This is a genomic window from Metabacillus sp. SLBN-84 (assembly GCF_053629595.1).
This window is the reverse complement of sequence record NZ_JBRJIP010000001.1, coordinates 1,223,436-1,241,524: the sequence shown is the minus strand read 5'-3', so window position 1 is coordinate 1,241,524 and position 18,089 is coordinate 1,223,436. Positions and strand designations below refer to the sequence as shown.

Below are 18,089 nucleotides of genomic sequence, written 5' to 3'. Positions count from 1 at the left end.
CCTTGCTGTCTTTTAGACCCTTTAGTCCGCGTTTATCTGCTTCCTTCTTTTTTCAAAAAGGATTGCAGCTTGTCAAGGTCCCATGTATTTATCACATTTTCAGCTTTCACCCAGCCTTTAATAGCCGTTGAAACACCTGTTTTCATATCTTCAAGCATGTCCAGGTTATGGGCGTCTGTATTAATGGCAACCTTGACTCCTGCCTCATGCGCTTTTCTGATGTGTTCTGCACTCAGATCCAGCCTGTTTGGGTTGGCATTCAGCTCAAGAACCGTATCCGTCTCTTTTGCAAGCTGAATCAGCATCTCAACATCAGGTTCATATCCGCTGCGTTTGCCGATCAGTCTCCCTGTAGGATGTGCAATCATATGGACACGGTGGTGGTCCAGCGCAGTTTTCAGCCGTTTCATAATCACATCCTGAGGCTGGGAAAAACTTGAATGGATAGAAGCAATTACAAAATCCATGCCATCCAGCACATCGTCGCTGTAATCAAGCGTTCCGTCCGGCAAGATATCCATCTCTACACCTGCAAGAATCTTAAAATCAGCGTACTGCTCATTCAGCTTATCAATTTCCTCCCGCTGTGCTTTTAACCGTTCGGGAGTCAGGCCGTTTGCAACCTTCAAATACTGAGAATGGTCTGTAATGGCCATATATTGATAGCCCCGGAGCCTGCACGCTTCCGCCATTTCACTGATGGTAAATGCACCATCGCTCCATGTGGAGTGCATATGGAGGTCTCCTTTTATATCCTGGAGTGAAATCAGCTTTAAATCTTTGCGGTATTTTTCAACCTCTGTCCCGTCCTCCCGTATCTCAGGAGGAAAATGGGGCAAATCAAAATGTGCATAAAACTCTTCTTCCGTTGAAAACGTCTTGATTTCGCCTGTTTCGGTATTTTCAACTCCGTACTCGCTGATCTTTTCTCCGCGCTCTTTTGCAAGCTGGCGCATTTTCACATTGTGATCTTTTGATCCCGTGAAATGATGCAGCGTTGAGGCAAATTCCTTCAATGTAACTAAACGGAAATCGACGCCAATTTCATATTCATATAAAAGCTCAACAGATACCTTCGTATCTCCGCTTGAAATGACGGAAGAAATATTCGGCATCTTAAGGAGCTGTTCTCTGACAAACTGCGGATGATCTGTCGCGATGATAAAGTCCAGATCTTTTACTGTTTCTCTCATGCGCCTTAAGCTTCCGGCCCTGCTGTATTTCAGAATTTCCCCGCACGACTCAAGGTATGTCTCAATTTCATCTGCAATCGGCAGGACAAAAGAAAGCGGAAGCCTTTCAGGGCGGGAGCCCATTTCCTTGATGGCATCAAGGATTTTTTCTTCCGTTTTCTTGCCGAAGCCTGCCAGCGCCTGCACTTTTTCTTCTTCACATGCCTGTTTAAGAGATTCAGCGTCCGTTACGCCGAGCTCCTTATACAGCTTCGCTATTTTCTTTCCGCCGAGTCCCGGCAGTTTTAACAGCGGGATAAGCCCTTGAGGCACCTCTTCCTGCAGCTGTTTCAGCGTTTCTGATTCTCCGGCTTCCATATATTCTTTAATGACAGCAGCCGTCCCTTTTCCGATGCCTGCAATTTTTGTAAAATCCTCAATCGCAGAAAGACTGCGGTCGTCTGTTTCCAGAGCGTTTGCCGCTTTTCTGAATGCTGCGGTTTTAAACGGATTTTCTCCTTTAAGTTCCATATGAACAGCAATAAGCTCAAGCAGTTTAATGACATCTTTTTTATGTATAGTCAACGTTTTTCACCTCATGTACGTGATCAAATCATCTAGTTAGAATGATACAAATAATTGAAGCAAATGTACAATCGTCTACTTGCGCCAAAAAAACTTCTCCTGATTGGAGGAGAAGTTATTTTGGTGCGTATTGAATCCACAGTTCCTGAACTTTATCTGAAAAATACGGTGTATGGTGGACAATCACTTTGGCAATTCCCGAATCCCCCATCGCCGACTGTACTTCAGGGATGGGCAGAAGTCCTCCGATAAACAGTAGGATGAATAAAATCAAATAGACTTCAAGAAAACCAAGAATGGCACCGGCCCATTTATTCAGCTGCTTTAATACAGGAAGGTATGTAACAAAATCAAGCATAGATCCGACAATCTGAAGCACAATCTTTGTTCCGATGAACAAGATGACAAATGCTACAGCGCGGTAGTAGGCATTCTCAAGGTTTCCGCCTGTAAAGAACGAAATACTGGAGCTGCTTTCCCCAAAGCTCGGGTATGGCACCCACAGCTCAAGCTTCGGCGCCAGAACCCCGAAGTATTTATAGGCTACAATGTAGGCGATAATGAATCCTGCAAGGTGAATGAACTGAAGAATGAATCCCCGTTTCAGTCCGACGAGCAGACCCATTATTAAGATAATTAAAAGGGCAATATCAAGCATTAACTGTGTCAATCCTTTTCTGTAATTTGTCTCTCCAGTTTTTCAAATTCATCTCTTAATTTCAGGTAGTCATGAACGACATTGACCGCCGTCAGAACGGCAAGCTTATTTATATCAAGGTTAGGACTTTTACTGCTGATTTCCCGCATTTTATCATCAACAATAGAAGCCACCAGACGCACATGGCTTGTGCTCTCTGTGCCTACTATTGAAAATTGCTGTCCATATATATCAACTGTCGTTTTCTTTTTTGAGTGGTTATCCAACGAAAAATCCTCCATTCTTGAGAATCCTAATCTTTATCATAACATGATATTTAGTATAATGGAAAGATAATGCCAATCAATCCCGTACCCACTACTACTATAGAAGAGGTGTCTTCTCTTGTCCAATACCGTTATAAAAATTGATCAGCAGACCATGCTGAAAATGAAAACCTATTATTCTTCCGGACTCGGATCAAAGCTTCCTCCGGGTGCCGTTTTTACGGCAAAAGCAAATGGCTGCTCCATCACTGCCTACAAATCAGGGAAAGTTCTTTTCCAGGGAAATCTCGCAGCAGAAGAGGCTTCCAAATGGTCCGAACCCGAGAAAAAGGCTACTAAGAAACCTTCGCAGCAAAAGACCGTTTTCAGTCCGCCGCCAAATATTTCATCTCTTTCGATCATCGGTTCAGATGAAGTAGGCACGGGTGACTTTTTCGGCCCTATTACGGTCGTTGCCGCCTATGTAAAAAAAGAGCAGATCCCGCTCCTTCAAGAGCTTGGAGTAAAGGACTCAAAACATTTGAATGACACTCAGATCATAAGCATTGCGAAGGACCTTCTTAAAGTCATTCCATACTCTCTGCTGATCCTGCACAATGAAAAATACAACCAGCTCCAAAGCACAGGAATGTCCCAGGGAAAAATGAAAGCCATTTTGCATAACCAGGCGATAAACAAACTCTATGACAAAATCGCGCCGGAAGAACCTGAAGGCATATTGATTGATCAATTTGCAGAGCCTTCTCTGTATTTCAAGCATTTATCTGGAAAATCCTTCAAAAGAGAAAAAACATTTTTCAGCACAAAGGCAGAAGGAATCCACCTGGCTGTAGCGGCCGCCTCAATTCTTGCACGCTATGCCTTTTTAAAGGAAATGGACCGCCTGTCAGAAAAAGCAGGAGTTACCCTTCCAAAAGGAGCAGGAGCTAAAGTAGACGAGGCTGCAGCAGCCATCATCCTAAAAAAAGGCAGCCCGGCACTGAAAGAACTGACGAAGTTTCATTTTGCCAATACCGATAAGGCTGAAAAAATCGCCGCAAAAAAAAGAAAAAGATAGAAAAGAGCAGCCGGACCTTAATGGTCAGCTGCTCTTTTCCTGTTGTCTCTGCGATTAACCTCTCAGCACGGCGGAAAATTTTCCCTCGACCGTACGGAGTACTTTTTCATGCGCTTTTGTTACTTCTTCGTCTGTAAGCGTACGCTCAGGGTCGAAATAGCGCAGTGAGAAGGCCAGTGATTTTTTATTTTCATCAAGCTTATCGCCTTCGTATAAATCAAAAATGGAAACGTCCTTCAGAAGCTTTCCTCCTGCCTCTGAAATAGCGCTATGCAGATCGCCCGCTACAACGTCTTTATCAACAACAAGGGCAATGTCCCTCGTCATAGACGGAAAGCGAGGAATAACAGAGAATGTTAGTGGTTCTGCTTCTGTTTGAAGAAGCTCCTGAAGAGCAAGTTCAAACACATATGTCTCAGTCAGGTCCATTTGCTTTTGAAGCTTCGGATGCACCTGTCCGATAAATCCTGCAGAAACGCCGTTAAGAAGAATTTCTGCCGTACGCCCCGGGTGAAGTCCGTCGCGTTTTGTCTGCTGATAAGTGATGTGTTCGTTTAATCCTAAACGATCGAACAGGCCGTCAAGAATTCCCTTTACCACATAGAAGTCGACCTGTTTTTTCTCAGCCTGCCACTGGTTCAGGTGCCACAGCCCTGTTACAGCTCCGCTTAACCGTTCTTTTTCCAGAGGCTGTTCACCTGGTCCGTTTGAAATGAACACAGAGCTCATTTCATAAAGAGCTGCCTGGTCATTTTGACGGGCAAGATTGTATTTCAGCGTCTCAAGCAAGTGAGGGATTAAGCTCAGGCGAAGAACGCTGCGCTCTTCACTCATCGGCATGGACAGGCGTGTCAGATCAGATGCTTCAAGCGCAAACAGGGAAGCTTTGTCTTCGCTCGTCAGCGAGTATGTGATCGCCTGATGCAAGCCGGCTCCTTCTAAGAAGCGGCGGGCCATCCGGCGTTTTTGCTGATAATCCGTCAATTTGCCCGGTGCGGATGCGCTGACAGGGAAAGTAGACGGAATGTTGTCATAGCCGTACAGTCTTGCAACTTCTTCAATCAGGTCTTCCTCGATTGTAATATCTCCGCGTCTTGTAGGCACAGTTACCGTGAAGGCGCCGTTATCCTCCTGCACTTCAAATCCAAGACGTGTAAAGATGGACTGCATCTCCGAACCTGAAATGTTCATGCCGAGCACACGGTTAATTTTATCGATGTGAACGGTCACGACCGCAGGTTCAGCTTCAAGATAATTCACCTCAGCCGATCCCGAAAGAACTTCTCCCCCCGCAAGCTCCACCATCAGCTGGGCAGCGCGTTCTGCTGCAGCACGAACTCGGTTCGGATCGACGCCTTTTTCAAAGCGCGCACTTGCTTCACTTCTTAATCCGTGATCTTTGGACGATTTTCTTACAGTCTGGCCGTTGAAGTACGCAGATTCAAGAAGAACAGCCGTTGTATCGGAATGAACTTCCGAATTCTCTCCGCCCATTACACCCGCGAGTGCAACCGGCACAGTTCCGTTAGTAATGACAAGGTGCTCCGGAGTAAGCGTGCGTTTTTGTCCATCAAGTGTCACGATTTCTTCGCCGTCTTTTGCCATGCGGACAAGAATTTCTTTTGAGCCTAAACGGTCATAGTCAAAGGCATGAAGCGGCTGTCCGTACTCGAGGAGTACGTAGTTCGTGATATCCACCACATTGTTGTGCGGACGGATGCCTGCAGCCATCAGTCTTGTCTGCAGCCAGAGCGGAGACGGGGCAATCTTCACATTGCGAATCACTTTTGCCACATACAGCGGATTCTCTTCTTTTGCTTCAACGGAGACAGTAATGCTCTCAGATGCCTTCTCTGAACCTTCATCATGCGTCAAGTCAGGGTACGTTACGCTTCGGCCCAAAATAGCCGCTACTTCATGCGCGACGCCAAGCATGCTCAGGCAGTCTGAGCGGTTAGGGGTAAGACCAAGCTCAAGAATCTGGTCATCACGCCCAAGTTCTGCAAGAGCATCTTTTCCAGGCTCAGCATCGTTTGGAAAGACAAAGATGCCTTCCGAATACTCTTTTGCAACGGTTTTTGATTCAAAGCCCAGTTCCTGAAGAGAACAGATCATTCCGTTTGACTCTTCGCCGCGAAGCTTTGCTTTTTTGATTTTAAAGTTACCCGGAAGTACCGCGCCTACTGTGGCTACTGCTACTTTTTGCCCTTTATCGACATTTGCAGCTCCGCAAATGATTTGAACAGGGTTCTCGCCGCCTGTATCGACCAGACATTTGTTGAGCTTATCTGCATTCGGGTGCTGCTCTTTTTCAAGCACATGCCCGACGACTACACCGCTCATCCCTTCATTTAAAACCTCTACACCCTCTACTTCAATTCCGCTTCGGGTGATTTTCTCTGCCAGTTCTTCTGCCGGGATTCCGCTGAGATCCACGTAATCCTGCAGCCATTTATAGGAAACAAACATTTGGAACCCTCCTTTTATGCTCTTTTAAATTGTTTCAGAAAACGCATGTCGTTCGTGTAAAAATGACGGATGTCATCGATGCCGTATTTCAGCATGGCAATTCGCTCCGGTCCCATGCCAAAAGCAAATCCGCTGTATTTCTTTGAATCAAACCCTGCCATTTCAAGCACATTCGGATGAACCATTCCTGCACCGAGAATTTCAATCCAGCCAGTCTTTTTGCAAACACTGCAGCCTTTGCCGCCGCACACGAAGCATGAAACATCGACTTCAACTGAAGGCTCTGTAAACGGGAAAAAGCTTGGGCGCAGACGGATTTCGCGCTCTTCGCCGAACATCTTTTTGGCAAAAGCCTCAAGTGTTCCTTTCAAATCGCTCATGCTGATGTTCTCGTCAATGACAAGTCCCTCAATTTGCGTGAATTGATGTGAATGTGTCGCATCATCATTATCGCGGCGGTATACTTTGCCCGGACAAATGATTTTCACTGGTCCCTGACCTTTGTATTTCTGCATCGTTCTTGCCTGAACAGGTGACGTATGAGTACGAAGCAGCGTTTCTTCCGTTATGTAGAAAGAATCCTGCATATCACGAGCCGGGTGTCCTTTTGGAAGATTCAGCGCTTCAAAGTTGAAATAATCCGTCTCTACCTCAGGGCCTTCTTCGACGGAATAGCCCATGTTAAGGAAAAGGTCCTCAATTTCCTCAATGACAGACGTAATCGGATGATGATTGCCCGTGCGTACAGGACGTCCCGGAAGTGTCACATCGATCGTTTCAGCTGCAAGCTTCTCTTCAACTGCCGCTTCCTCAAGTCCTTCCTGTTTAGCCGAAATGCTTGTGGCAATGCTCTCGCGCACCTCGTTTGCCAAAGCTCCCATTAGCGGGCGCTCTTCTGCAGAAAGTTTGCCCATCCCGCGAAGAACTTCTGTAATTGGCCCTTTTTTACCCAAATATGATACGCGGATCTCATTCAGGCTCTTTAAATCATTTGCTGCCTGAATTTTTTCAAGCGCTTCAAGCTGAAGCTGTTTTAATTGCTCCTGCATCGTATTTTCCTCCTTTTATTTCAGATGATTCCTGATTTTTTTTGAACAAAATAAAAAACCCGTCCAAAAAGGGACGAGTTGACAGTCGCGGTACCACCCTTGTTAACAGCAAAAAAACATGCTGTTCACTTCGTTCATAAATAACGGATAGGATCCGGAGCACCTTTACACCCGGGATTTTTCCGGATGGTCCTGGTGTCAGCTAAAGAGGTGAATTCATCTGCTGCTGTCAAAAAAATGCTCACAGTCACCGGCATTTTCTCCCTGATTGACGCTTTCGCAGACTACTCTTCTCTGTCAACGCTGTTCATGGTATGTAACTGTCTTTTATTATAATGAATTCATGATGGCGATGCAACCACGCTTTTGCCTATTTCACAAGGCGATACATCAGGATCCCGGCAGCAACTCCGGCGTTTAAGGATTCAGCTTTTCCAAGGATCGGGATGTACAGGTTCTGGTCGGTAAGGGACAGCCATTCCTCCCTTACCCCGCTGCCTTCATTGCCGATAAGCAGGGCAAATTGTCCGGAGGTTTCTGCTTTTCTGTAATCGGATCCGTTCTGCAGGGAGGTTCCGTAAATGGACACTTCATTCTGCTTCAGTTCTGAAATGGCTTCATCCATTTTTTTTCTTACAACCGGTATATGGAAAATGGAGCCCTGTGAGGAGCGCACTGCTTTTGAGTTATACGGATCAACTGTCCCATCTCCGAGAATGACGCCGTCAAGACCTGCTGCATCGGCAGTCCGGATAATGGTTCCAAGGTTCCCCGGATCCTGAAGCGCATCAATCAGAATGACTTTTTTCCATGTGCTTATGCTTCCGCTGTCCTTCTGGATGCAAACGGCCGCAGCACCCTGGGGAGTTTCTGTTTCGGAAATGGCTTTCATGATTTCTTTTGTTACGTAAATGATGGACAGATTGTCTAGATCCCAGTGTTTTGGGATGGCTGTTTCTTCTGACAGGATCAGTTCTTTTATATCTGATTTATTTTTGATGGCTTCTTCCACGAGATGCATGCCTTCTATTAAAAATGTGCCTGATGCATCACGTTCTTTTTTTGTGTGAAGTTTGCGCCATTGTTTGACTTTTTGATTTTGTACGGATTCAATTCGCTTCAATTGTCCTGCTCCTTTTGCTGTTGGGTTTTCCTGCCCATCTATTTTCATTTGTTATTATCAGAAGCTATAGAAAAACTTCTGCACCTCTACCCGTTTCCTTGCGCTCCAGTCACTTGCTTTCCGCGGGGAGTGCTGAAGCTTCCTCGCTGCGCTTGCGGGATCTTCCGTGCCCTCTTCATCCCGCAGGAGTCAAGTGCCTTCCGCTTCAGTCCACTGGAGTGTAACGTACCTATGTAAAATCAGCTGCCAATTCTACATTATAGGCTTTTCTTATTATTTTAACGGAAGATACATAAAATAAGCAAAGTGATGCACGATAAACAGAGATCAACTATTTTAAAAATGGAGTGAGTCAGATGGATTTAAATTTACGAAATGCCATTATCTCAAATGTTTCGGGCAATGACCAGGGGCAGCTTGAGGATACGATTGTCGATGCGATCCAAAACGGAGAAGAAAAAATGCTTCCGGGACTTGGCGTTCTGTTTGAAGTGATCTGGCAGAATTCAAGTGAAGATGAAAAGAATGAAATGCTTACGATTCTTGAAGAAGGCTTAAAAAAGAAATAAATGCCGGGCGGCTGCCCGGCATTTTTTTATGGGATCCAGCTCCAGCGCCCAGATCCTCCGTCAGAACGGCTCAGGCAAAAAAGTTAAACCCGGATTTTTCTGCGTGACCCTTTTCTGCCTGTCTGATCTGAACAAGGCGCTTACGCTTTTCTTAGTCAAAAGTTATAGCTTTAACTGTTTCTTCATCCAGACGCTTAATAACCTCTGTAATCAGCTTAACCGCATTTTCGTAATCGTCGCGGTGAAGCATGGCTGCATGGGAATGGATGTATCTTGTCGCAATGGTGATGGAAAGTGCAGGTACACCGTTTGCTGTCATATGGATTGCACCTGAGTCTGTTCCTCCGCCTGCGATTGCATCGAACTGATATGGAATGTTCATTTCATCGGCAACGCCTGTAACGAAGTCGCGAAGCCCTTTATGAGAAACCATTGATGCATCATAAAGAATGATTTGAGGCCCTTCCCCCATTTTGCTTGAAGCTTCTTTGTCAGAGATTCCAGGAGTATCGCCCGCAATCCCGACATCCACTCCAAATCCGATGTCCGGCTGGATGGCATGAGCAGAAGTGCGCGCTCCGCGGAGTCCTACTTCTTCCTGAATCGTCCCTACCCCGTAGACAACGTTTGGATGATCCGCATCTTTCAGTCCTTTTAGAACATCAATGGCAATGGCACAGCCGATGCGGTTATCCCACGCCTTGGCAAGCAGCATCTTCTCATTGTTCATCACGGTAAATTCAAAATAAGGAACAGCCTGATCTCCCGGACGAACGCCAAATTCCATTGCTTCCTCGCGGCTAGATGCGCCGATATCAATAAACATATCTTTAATGTCCACCGTTTTTTTCCTTGCTTCAGGAGGCAGGATGTGCGGCGGCTTAGAGCCGATCACACCTGTTACATCCCCTTTATTCGTCACGATGGTTACACGCTGTGCAAGCATCACCTGTGACCACCATCCGCCTACTGTCTGGAAGCGGAGAAACCCTTTATCATCAATTTGCGTGATCATAAAGCCTACTTCATCAAGGTGGCCCGCCACCATAATCTTCGGTCCGCCTTCTTTGCCGGTCTTTTTAGCAATCAGACTTCCAAGTCCGTCTGTTGTTACCTCATCGGCATAGGCTGATATGTAGTTTTTCATAACCTCTCTCGGTTCGCGTTCATTTCCTGGAATTCCCTTTGCATCTGTCAGGTCCTTCAGCATCTGAAGTGTTTCGTCTAATTTTGTCATCCCTTTACCCCTCTCGTTTATTATCTACTATTATACTAAACGCTGGAAAGTAATACAAAATGTTAATAACCCTGTTTCTGGCGGTCATGGTTGACTTCATTCTTTTTCATATAGGCATCTTCAATCTGGGCTCCTGAAAATCCAAGGGCCTGTCCAAGGTGCATATATTTGCTGAACAGCTGGATAAATTGTTCATCCGTACAGTACTTTTCAAACTGGGCAATTGCGTTAAAAACATCGGCAAAATGAGCAGTGAGCGACTTTTCTTCCGTATCCGGCTGAATCTCGATTCCACTCGTTTTTCCGATCTCAATTCCAAGAGACAAAATAAAATGGACGCCGTCCACATACTCTTCAAGAATGACATCTGTTTCTGCCGGCGGTTTCAGGCTCCAGAATTTGAAGCATCTCGTTTCATTCGCAAGTTCGCCCACTTCCACATACAGGGCAAGAATCTTCTTGTGAATAAGGGATTCCTTCTCTAGGCCATGCTGTTTTTCTATTTTGCTGTCAAGGGTATGCTGCATCTCAAACAATTTTGTTAAATTCACGATTTCACTCTCCTCTAAGAGCCAATTTTATCACTGCAGGAACCATGCTTCAAAAATTTTTCATGAAATATGAAACCTTCCGCCGCACTTATACGTATTGTAACAAAATATGTCTTGGAGGCACTGCTATGATTGTTATTTTTCTACGGCTGCTCCTGTTCGCACTCGTCTTTTTCATCCTTTATTCTTTAGCAAAATACGTGCTGAATCCTAAACGCAAGCTAGAGCTTGCACAAGAACAGAACCGGTTTTATCTGCTCGATGACCCTGGCAATGTCCGCAAGAATTTTCTCCTGACATATAAAGGCGTCCGGTTTGAAGGCGAAAAATATCTCGGCACGACCGAGCAGGCGTTTGAAGTCGTCTCCATTTTCATCTGGACCGACACACCGAGCAAGCTTCAGGGACTTTCTTTCTCAGATTTCCAATTTATTGAAGATAAAGTGAAAGAAAACTATCCGCATGCAGCCGTTGACTGGAAGAGTCCAGTCAGAGAATTTCTCTCAAAAGCACAAAAGCCGTGACCTTGTTGATCACGGCTTTTGGCTATTTCAGAAAAAATTCGTTCCATTTAATAATGCTTCTTCGTTCTCTGAGCAAATAGACAAATACAATAAGCGTGCAGAGGATCAGAATGGTCGCAATGAGCGACAGTCTGCCAAAGTAAGTGCCAAACGAAGTAAAACAGAAGGCCGCAGGAATATGCGTCCAGAAGGAAAGCTTTGCATATTCTTTAAACGAGCCGGATCTGTCCAGAATGCAGAGGGATAAGAGCGAAAAATTCACGAACGGAATCATCCGAAGCACGGTAATCTGCCCAACCGAAAGACGCGTATAATTCCCCAGCCATTTTTTCTTAAGCCCTGAAAAGCGGTCTAAGAAGGATGGAAACTGTTTCGACAGCGTATAAAAAGTGATGCTCGCAACAGTCAGCCCGATAATGGAATAAAACGTGCCGAATTCTGTTCCGAAGAGAATGCCCCCGACAATACAAATGGCCACAACAGGTATGAACAAAAACTGCCTCAAAATGTGCATGCCGATAAAAAACACAGGTGCCAGAAATCCCGCAGACTGGACGGTATTGACCACAGCCGAAGTAGCAAGATCGATTGTTCCCACCTCTTTCATGCAGTCCCTGATGATGCTGTGTGAGAATCGTTCCCTAAAGTGTATCGGATGGGAGGCTGTCTTATGACAGCTTATAGAGAAAATAGACGAACAAAACGAGATGGACAACCATCAATGCCGGAAGACCTGCCGCAAACGTTCGGTGCTTCGTTTTGTGGCGGTACGTATTCATCCCTACAGTAAGTCCCGCTGCACCCCCGATAAAGGCGACAAGCCAAAGAGTGTTCTCCTTGATTCTCCACTCGCCGCGTTTCGCTTTTTTCTTATCCGCTCCCATTATGTAAAATCCGTACACATTCAAAATCAAATAGTACGCAATCACGAGTGCCATATCATTCAACTCCATAATAAATGATAAAAAGACCATTCTCATACGGTGAGAATGGTCTTTTGGTATTAGCTGTTAAGTTTAGCTTTAGCAGCGTCTGCAAGTTGAGCGAAAGCTTTTGCATCAGTAACTGCAAGCTCAGCAAGCATTTTGCGGTTTACTTCGATGCCTGCAAGCTTTAAGCCATGCATTAAACGGCTGTAAGAAAGACCGTTCAAGCGTGCAGCAGCATTAATACGAGTGATCCAAAGCTGACGGAAGTCACGCTTTTTCTGACGGCGATCACGGTAAGCATACATTAATGATTTCATTACTTGCTGGTTAGCAACTTTGTATAATGTATGTTTTGAACCGAAATAACCTTTAGCTAATTTAAGAACTTTTTTACGTCTTTGACGTGAGACAGTACCGCCTTTTACTCTTGGCATGTCAATTCCCTCCTATGTGAAAACAAATTATTTAATGTTATCTAATAAATGACGGATGCGTTTGAAGTCGCCTTTGCTTACTAGCGTGCCTTTGCGAAGCTTGCGTTTTGCTTTCGTTGATTTGTTAGCAAATAAATGGCTAGTGTAAGCGTGTGAACGTTTTAATTTACCTGATCCAGTCTTTTTGAAACGCTTTGCAGCGCCGCGATGAGTTTTCATTTTTGGCATAAGGTATTCCTCCTCGTATCTTTACTTTTCAGCTTTAGGTGCAAGCACCAGGAACATACTGCGTCCATCCATTTTCGGATGAGACTCAATTGTACTTAAATCTTCACAAGCTTTAGAAAAACGGTCCAGAACACGCTGGCCAATTTCTTTATGAGTGATTGCACGTCCTTTAAAGCGGATGGAAGCTTTCACTTTATCTCCTTTTTCAAGGAACTTGCGTGCATTTTTAAGTTTTGTGTTAAAATCATGCTCATCAATCGTCGGGCTGAAGCGAACCTCTTTCATGCTGATGATCTTTTGATTTTTACGTGCTTCTTTGTCTTTCTTCTGCTGCTCAAAACGGAATTTTCCGTAGTCCATAATGCGACATACAGGAGGCTTCGCGTTTGCGGCAACTAACACTAAGTCAAGATTCGCTCTGGCAGCAATCTCAAGCGCCTCTTGGCGTGTTTTGATTCCAAGCTGGTCGCCGTTTGCACCAATCAGACGAACCTCACGAGCGCGGATTCCATCGTTTACCATCATGTCTTTGCTAATAATTAGCCACCTCCAAGGATTTTTAACTGAACAGACTCTGCTCGCACTTTTTTCAAATAAAAAAGTGCGGGCGCATAAAACACCCACACTACGATTTAGTATACTAAGTATAAAATGGTCGTAAACCTGCAGACTGCGCAATGCGTCAATCAGGTGAGAAGCGGGTGCTTCTGCTTGCTAGACAAACGTTCTATTCAATTACCATGCAAATTATATCACGGAAAAAATTCCTGTGTCAAGTCATGTTGGCTTTTATTGCAACAAAAAGAATTGTATCAAACATCTTCCGCATGTGCAATACTTTTTTACAGATTTATCTTTTAACTTCTTTCACGATGCCGTCAATAAATGCATCCAGGCTGATTGTTTCAGATTTCTGCTCGCCGTATTTACGGACATTCACAGCTGATTCAGCTGCTTCATTATCGCCCACTACAAGCATATAAGGTGTTTTCTGAATCTGCGCCTCGCGGATTTTATATCCGATTTTCTCATCGCGTGCATCAAGCTCGACGCGGAGACCTGCAGCCTGCAGCTTCTCCTGAACGCTTTTCGCGTAATCAAGATGAACAGAAGGCGAAACCGGGATCACCTGAACCTGAGTCGGAGCAAGCCAAGTCGGGAACGCCCCTTTGTACTCTTCAATCAGGAAGGCTACAAAACGTTCCATCGTTGAGACAACCCCGCGGTGAATAACAACCGGACGGTGCTGTTTGCCGTCTTCTCCTACATAGTTCAGATCAAAGCGCTCCGGCAATAAAAAGTCAAGCTGCACAGTAGATAGCGTTTCGTCTTTTCCAAGTGCTGTGCGGACCTGAACATCAAGCTTAGGACCATAGAACGCCGCTTCACCTTCTGCTTCAAAATAGTCATGACCAAGCTCGTCCATCGCAGATTTAAGCATACTCTGTGCTTTTTCCCACATCGCATCATCGTCAAAATATTTCTCTTTGTCTTCCGGATCGCGGTAGGAAAGACGGAAGGAATAGTCATTGATGCCAAAGTCTTTATAAACTTCTTCAACAAGTTTTACAACCCGGATAAATTCATCTTTGATTTGATCAGGACGGACAAAGATATGGGCGTCATTCAGCGTCATTGCGCGGACGCGCTGCAGTCCTGTAAGAGCTCCTGACATCTCATAGCGGTGCATCGTTCCAAGCTCTGCCACGCGGATCGGAAGTTCGCGGTAGCTGTGAATGTCATGCTTGTACACCATCATGTGATGCGGGCAGTTCATCGGACGAAGAACAAGGTCTTCATTGTCCATGTTCATTGCAGGGAACATGTCATCCTGATAATGATCCCAGTGGCCGGATGTTTTGTACAGCTCCACACTGCCAAGCACCGGTGTGTATACATGCTGGTATCCCAGACGCTCTTCTTTATCCACAATGTAGCGTTCTACGATGCGGCGGATTGTCGCGCCTTTTGGAAGCCAGATTGGAAGGCCCTGTCCTACTTTTTGAGACGTTGTAAAGAGGCTCAGCTCTTTGCCGAGCTTTCGGTGGTCGCGCTCCTTCGCTTCTTCAAGCAGGCGCAGATGCTCATCAAGGTCTGCTTTTTTAATGAAGGCCGTACCGTAAATGCGCTGCAGCATTTTATTGTTGCTGTCCCCGCGCCAGTATGCGCCGGCTACACTTAAAAGCTTAAATTCTTTCAGCTTTCCTGTTGAAGGAACATGCACCCCGCGGCAGAGGTCAAAGAAATCGCCCTGTTCATAGATCGTCACTTTTTCCCCTTCAGGAATGGCATCAAGCAGCTCAAGCTTCAGGTGATCGCCTATTTCTTCATATAACGCCTTTGCTTCTTCGCGTGTTACTTCTTTGCGGACGACCTCTATGTTTTCATTGATGATTTTCTTCATTTCTTTTTCAATCGCCGGCAGATCCTCAGCAGAAATCGACTCTTCCATATCGATATCATAGTAGAACCCGTTTTCAATAACCGGACCGATTCCAAGCTTTACATTTCCATATAATCGTTTAATGGCCTGGGCGAGTACGTGGGCAGAGCTGTGGCGGATGATTTCCAGCGCATCCGGGCTGTCGAGTGTGACAATTTCAATGCTTCCGTCCTGCTCAATCGGTGTTTTCAAATCAATCAGTTCACCGTTCAGTTTACCGGCAATGGATTTTTTTCTAAGACCCGGGCTGATGGAGGCTGCGATATCTTCAGTTGATGTGCCTGCCTGATATTCCTTTACAGCTCCGTCCGGAAAAGTAATGTTTACAATTGACATCCTAAAGTCACTCCTTGCATGTTTTCTTAAAAAATAAAAAACCCGTCCCTAAAATAAGGGACGAGTGATTATTCGCCGTGGTTCCACCCTTGTTTCCATTCACATTACGCGCGGTGAATGGCTCAAAAAAGATCTGTAACGGGATTTCCCGTCAGCACTTACTCAGGAATAAGTCCTTTTCAAAGCTGAAGTTCAGAGGCGGTAAGCAGGTTATTCGTACTGGGAAGCTTTCAGCCATGTCTTCCTTCTCTTTGAGCCGTGATAACTCACCCGTGTCCTCATCAAAACTTTTCTTCTATTCATAACGTATTATAAAAGCATTCCGGGAGGAAATCAAGCTGATTCCGCTTTTTCCCTTCCGAAAGCTGAATTTAAACGCCAGCCATCTTTCTTGGATAAATGCTTACCCGTTCAAGAAAGATATTCTGGATGGTCTGCACCATTCCATAATCAGGTGAATCGGTATACAGGTGGATCTTCCCAGGGGCTATAGAGACAAGGGGAGCCAAAAGGGAAGCATCAATATACATCGGGTGCTGATGAACGAACGTCCTGTCAATATGCCCCGCTAAATCCTCTTTGCTGATTTCAGAAAAATGCTCATTGTAAACGGTCAGTTCGTGTTCATGAACAATGTGAATAACCTCTGCCTTCGTTTCCCTGTTCATGGCATACTCTCTTAAACTATGAATAAACGTCTGATACTCCTGTTCAAGCTTATACTCTTCAATCGCAATCTCAATATATTTATATAAACGCTCCACATAGCTGTGAAGACGGAATTTTATAAAGGACGAAAGAGCAAATGCAAGATCAGGCTTTATAAAATCATTCAGCGCTTCATAAATCGGCGTTTCTCTCATGGGGAGCTGTTTGGCACCGGGAATTTCTGTCCGTTCACCTTCAATGATCGCCTCTGCAATATGTATGATTTGCTGCTGTTCTTCAGGCTCATGAAAATAAAAGCGGTCCCTGATGATCGAAAGCATAAGACGTGATTCATTGTATTTAAGAATATAAGACGCAAGCGCCGGAATAAAAAGCGTTCTTGCCGCCGCATCAAAATCACTTGCCGAAACCCCGACTCCGTTTCCGTCAATTATGCACAATTCAACGTTCCGCTGATTTTGCTTAAGGACAAGCATTGTATAAAATCTCTCTGCTTCATCCGGAGAATTAAAAAATACTTTGATCAAGGTTGTCCCCCCTTTTAGCCAATACCTGATTCCATGTATATGGCCAGAGAAGAACAATTAGAATCACAAAACCAAAAAAAGCAGCACGCCGCAGGATTTGCGGTGTACTGCTTTTTCTATCTTTCGCGCCAGTTGCGGCCTTTCAGTTCGAACGGTTCTGCCAGATACTTGATTCGCTCCATAATTCTCGCTGATTTTACCGGCTCTTCTTCACCGCGCTGTGTAACGCTTAAATGCGATTGAAGGTCTTTCATGCTGAAATTGGAGGTGAAAAACGTTGGAAGGTTTTCAAGCATGCGGTATTGAAGGATTGATCCCAGAATATCATCACGCACCCAGCTTGACATCGCCTCGGCACCAATGTCATCAAGCATCAGCACCTTTACCTTTTTAACCGCCTCAACCTTCTCTTCCAGCGAATGATCATGCATGGAGCTTTTTAATTCCCTGAAAAATTCCGGCACATACACAAGCATGGAAGGAATCTTTTTCTTTGCAAGTTCGTTTGCAATCGCTCCGAGAATATAGGTTTTGCCGATCCCGAACGGTCCGTACAAGTAAAGCCCTTTGCGGTACTTGCCCTCTTGATAGTCCCTGCTGAAGCTTAGGGCCATGTCCACAACCTTCAGCCTGCTTGCTTCCTTGAGATCAATGTCTTCAAGGGTTGCATTCAGAACGTCCCGCGGAATAAACATGGACTTGATGAGCGACTGCTGTTTTTTCCGTTCATCATCCGCTTCTTTCGTCGGGCAGACCTCATACTTCAGGTCAATCGTTTTCCCCTGAAGGATCAGCTTCGGATGATAGCCTTCGACGAGATTTTTGCATTCCCTGAGACTTGGGCAGTCTGCGCAGCGCTTGCTTTGTCCAATGTATTCGTAGAGTTTAATCAGGCTTCTGTTAATCATTTCTTCATTCACTTCAGAACTGTTTTCATGGAGAAATTCCTGGATATCCGGATTTTGCATGATCTGAGCCTTCATGGCACCCAGCCTCTTCTGAAAATCTTCCCGGCCTGAAAGACGCCCAAGAGATTTGTTGATGGATTCCATTTTGTTCACCTCCGCCTGAGATTAATTTGAATATTTTTTTCAAAGTTTTTGAACAGCTTATAGTTTGGCATAATACCCGTTCCTTTTCGCTCCAGGGACTTGCTTTCCGCGGGGAGCGCCTGGAGCCTCCTCGCTTCGCTTGCGGGGTCTCCAGTGCCCTCTTCATCCCGCAGGAGTCAAGTCCCTTCCGCTACAATCCACTGGTGTTTGT

General features: G+C 45.2%; 19 protein-coding genes and 3 other annotated features. Of the genes, 3 read left to right on the top strand and 16 right to left on the bottom strand.

Features of this window, described 5'->3' with window-relative positions; all coding sequences use genetic code 11:
- Positions 1-32: 32 nt before the first annotated feature.
- The 3 genes from polX to zapA form a co-directional block, all read right to left on the bottom strand.
- Positions 33-1,757 carry a DNA polymerase/3'-5' exonuclease PolX gene (gene polX / locus RKD52_RS06090; protein ID WP_454099052.1) on the bottom strand — a complete coding sequence of 575 codons (1,725 nt, stop codon included), beginning with the start codon at positions 1,755-1,757 and terminating at the stop codon, positions 33-35.
- A gap of 115 nt (positions 1,758-1,872) precedes the next feature.
- Positions 1,873-2,415: a CvpA family protein gene (locus RKD52_RS06085; RefSeq protein ID WP_029566831.1), complete on the bottom strand. Its 543-nt coding sequence runs from the start codon at positions 2,413-2,415 to the stop codon at positions 1,873-1,875.
- 8 nt (positions 2,416-2,423) lie between these two features.
- A complete protein-coding gene (gene zapA / locus RKD52_RS06080; protein ID WP_454099051.1) occupies positions 2,424-2,696 on the bottom strand; it encodes a cell division protein ZapA in 273 nt (90 codons plus the stop codon).
- Positions 2,697-2,799: 103 nt separating this feature from the next.
- Here zapA and rnhC point away from each other — a divergent pair, with 103 nt between their 5' ends.
- Positions 2,800-3,738, top strand: a complete 939-nt coding sequence (gene rnhC / locus RKD52_RS06075; RefSeq protein WP_454099050.1) for a ribonuclease HIII — start codon at positions 2,800-2,802, stop codon at positions 3,736-3,738.
- A gap of 54 nt (positions 3,739-3,792) precedes the next feature.
- Here the strand turns inward: rnhC and pheT are convergent, their stop codons facing one another.
- The 3 genes from pheT to RKD52_RS06060 form a co-directional block, all read right to left on the bottom strand.
- Positions 3,793-6,207 (bottom strand): phenylalanine--tRNA ligase subunit beta, encoded by a 2,415-nt coding sequence (gene pheT, locus RKD52_RS06070; protein WP_454099049.1) that lies wholly within the window; start codon positions 6,205-6,207, stop codon positions 3,793-3,795.
- A 14-nt stretch (positions 6,208-6,221) separates the two neighbouring features.
- On the bottom strand, positions 6,222-7,256 hold the full coding sequence (gene pheS, locus RKD52_RS06065; protein ID WP_369734670.1) for a phenylalanine--tRNA ligase subunit alpha: 1,035 nt from the start codon (positions 7,254-7,256) through the stop codon (positions 6,222-6,224).
- Between the two features lie 66 nt (positions 7,257-7,322).
- Positions 7,323-7,566: a binding site (T-box leader), on the bottom strand.
- 60 nt (positions 7,567-7,626) lie between these two features.
- Entirely contained in the window at positions 7,627-8,379 is a 753-nt protein-coding gene (locus RKD52_RS06060) for a TrmH family RNA methyltransferase (RefSeq protein ID WP_454099048.1), read from the bottom strand.
- 356 nt (positions 8,380-8,735) lie between these two features.
- On the opposite strand from RKD52_RS06060, the gene sspI reads away from it, so the two are divergent.
- Entirely contained in the window at positions 8,736-8,948 is a 213-nt protein-coding gene (sspI, locus tag RKD52_RS06055) for a small acid-soluble spore protein SspI (protein WP_029279208.1), read from the top strand.
- A gap of 151 nt (positions 8,949-9,099) precedes the next feature.
- Here sspI and RKD52_RS06050 read toward each other — a convergent pair whose 3' ends face one another.
- Together RKD52_RS06050 and RKD52_RS06045 are read right to left on the bottom strand one after the other, a co-directional pair.
- Complete coding sequence (locus tag RKD52_RS06050) at positions 9,100-10,185, bottom strand: M42 family metallopeptidase (RefSeq protein WP_454099047.1); 1,086 nt, start codon at positions 10,183-10,185, stop codon at positions 9,100-9,102.
- A gap of 62 nt (positions 10,186-10,247) precedes the next feature.
- Positions 10,248-10,736 (bottom strand): dUTP diphosphatase, encoded by a 489-nt coding sequence (locus RKD52_RS06045; RefSeq protein WP_454099046.1) that lies wholly within the window; start codon positions 10,734-10,736, stop codon positions 10,248-10,250.
- Positions 10,737-10,864: 128 nt separating this feature from the next.
- Here RKD52_RS06045 and RKD52_RS06040 point away from each other — a divergent pair, with 128 nt between their 5' ends.
- Positions 10,865-11,260 carry a sigma-w pathway protein ysdB gene (locus tag RKD52_RS06040; protein ID WP_454099045.1) on the top strand — a complete coding sequence of 132 codons (396 nt, stop codon included), beginning with the start codon at positions 10,865-10,867 and terminating at the stop codon, positions 11,258-11,260.
- Between the two features lie 22 nt (positions 11,261-11,282).
- Here the strand turns inward: RKD52_RS06040 and RKD52_RS06035 are convergent, their stop codons facing one another.
- The 8 genes from RKD52_RS06035 to dnaI form a co-directional block, all read right to left on the bottom strand.
- A complete protein-coding gene (locus RKD52_RS06035; protein ID WP_369734666.1) occupies positions 11,283-11,867 on the bottom strand; it encodes a TVP38/TMEM64 family protein in 585 nt (194 codons plus the stop codon).
- 61 nt (positions 11,868-11,928) lie between these two features.
- Positions 11,929-12,198: a DUF1294 domain-containing protein gene (locus tag RKD52_RS06030; protein WP_454099044.1), complete on the bottom strand. Its 270-nt coding sequence runs from the start codon at positions 12,196-12,198 to the stop codon at positions 11,929-11,931.
- A 65-nt stretch (positions 12,199-12,263) separates the two neighbouring features.
- Entirely contained in the window at positions 12,264-12,623 is a 360-nt protein-coding gene (gene rplT, locus RKD52_RS06025) for a 50S ribosomal protein L20 (protein WP_369734664.1), read from the bottom strand.
- A 27-nt stretch (positions 12,624-12,650) separates the two neighbouring features.
- Positions 12,651-12,851 carry a 50S ribosomal protein L35 gene (rpmI, locus tag RKD52_RS06020; protein WP_029279195.1) on the bottom strand — a complete coding sequence of 67 codons (201 nt, stop codon included), beginning with the start codon at positions 12,849-12,851 and terminating at the stop codon, positions 12,651-12,653.
- Positions 12,852-12,872: 21 nt separating this feature from the next.
- Positions 12,873-13,391 (bottom strand): translation initiation factor IF-3, encoded by a 519-nt coding sequence (gene infC / locus RKD52_RS06015; protein ID WP_161781213.1) that lies wholly within the window; start codon positions 13,389-13,391, stop codon positions 12,873-12,875.
- A 49-nt stretch (positions 13,392-13,440) separates the two neighbouring features.
- Positions 13,441-13,570, bottom strand: a sequence feature (ribosomal protein L20 leader region).
- 131 nt (positions 13,571-13,701) lie between these two features.
- Complete coding sequence (gene thrS / locus RKD52_RS06010; protein ID WP_454099043.1) at positions 13,702-15,630, bottom strand: threonine--tRNA ligase; 1,929 nt, start codon at positions 15,628-15,630, stop codon at positions 13,702-13,704.
- 53 nt (positions 15,631-15,683) lie between these two features.
- Positions 15,684-15,924, bottom strand: a binding site (T-box leader).
- A gap of 77 nt (positions 15,925-16,001) precedes the next feature.
- Complete coding sequence (gene ytxC, locus RKD52_RS06005; protein WP_454099042.1) at positions 16,002-16,826, bottom strand: putative sporulation protein YtxC; 825 nt, start codon at positions 16,824-16,826, stop codon at positions 16,002-16,004.
- Between the two features lie 116 nt (positions 16,827-16,942).
- Positions 16,943-17,878, bottom strand: a complete 936-nt coding sequence (gene dnaI / locus RKD52_RS06000; protein ID WP_029279187.1) for a primosomal protein DnaI — start codon at positions 17,876-17,878, stop codon at positions 16,943-16,945.
- Positions 17,879-18,089: the final 211 nt, after the last annotated feature.